A 1,097-nucleotide genomic window follows, 5' to 3' on the forward strand; every position below is an offset into this window, starting at 1 on the left:
GCCGATGCCGAGACCGTCGATCCGATGCGGCTGCAGGCGCTCGCCGCGCAGTGCCGCATGAGCGGGCACGACGCGGCGTTGTGCGCGCAGGTGGCGCAGGCCGACCTGCAGCGCTTCCTCTCGGGGCGGGCCGGGCCGCAGGAGTACCGCACGCTGGCCGAGCTGCCTCCGATTCCTGCCAGTTTCGATGAGGCCGTGGCGCCCTCGGAGACGCAGCCATGAACGACCTGTCGATCATCGACCAGTTCCTCGACACCTTCTCGACCTACATCGACTCCGGCTTCGGGCTGGTGCGCGGCGAGGTGAACTGGCTCGCCGCCACCCTGATCGCCATCGACATGACCCTGGCCGGGCTGTTCTGGGCCATGAGCCATGCCGCCGGGCAGGGCGAGGACGTGATGGCGAAGTTCCTGCGCAAGGTGCTCTACGTCGGCGCCTTCGCCTACCTGATCGGCAACTTCAACACGCTGGCCGGCATCGTGTTCCGCTCCTTCGCCGGGCTGGGCCTGCAGGCCAGCGGCTCGGCGGTGGACCTGGCGGCCTTCCTGCAGCCGGGGCATCTGGCCAAGACCGGCATCGATGCCGGTGCGCCGATCCTCGACCAGATCAACCAGCTGGCCGGCTTCCCCGACGTGTTCGTGAACCTGACGCCCATCACCGTGATGTTCCTGGCGTGGCTGGTGGTGATCCTGAGTTTCTTCGTGCTGGCGATCCAGCTCTTCATCACGCTGATCGAGTTCAAGCTGACCACGTTGGCTGGTTTCGTGCTGGTGCCGTTCGCGCTGTGGAACAAGACCGCGTTCCTGGCCGAGAAGGTGCTGGGCAACGTGGTGTCCTCGGGCATCAAGGTGCTGGTGCTGGCCGTGATCGTGGGCATCGGCACGGGCCTGTTCGCGCAGTTCAAGAGCTTGCCGGCGCAGCCCTCGATCGATCACGCGCTGGTGGTGATGCTGGCTTCGCTCGCCTTGCTGGCCTTGGGCATCTATGGGCCGGGGATCGCGACCGGGCTGGTGTCCGGCGGGCCGCAGCTGGGCGCCGGTGCCATGGCCGGTGCCGCGGTGGGCGCAGCCGGCACGGCGGTGGCGGTCGGTGCGGCG

2 protein-coding genes are annotated in these 1,097 nt (G+C 68.4%); both read left to right on the plus strand.

Annotation, left to right across the window (positions count from 1 at the left end):
- Window positions 1–222: hypothetical protein (locus D588_RS0116915; RefSeq protein ID WP_017916821.1), on the plus strand; the 222-nt coding region annotated here is incomplete at its 5' end.
- A partial coding sequence (gene trbL, locus D588_RS0116920; RefSeq protein WP_017916822.1) for a P-type conjugative transfer protein TrbL occupies window positions 219–1,097 on the plus strand: 879 nt, incomplete at its 3' end. The genes D588_RS0116915 and trbL, both read left to right, overlap by 4 nt.

The organism is Xanthomonas sp. SHU 308 (assembly GCF_000364645.1).
Classification (GTDB): domain Bacteria; phylum Pseudomonadota; class Gammaproteobacteria; order Xanthomonadales; family Xanthomonadaceae; genus Xanthomonas_A; species Xanthomonas_A sontii.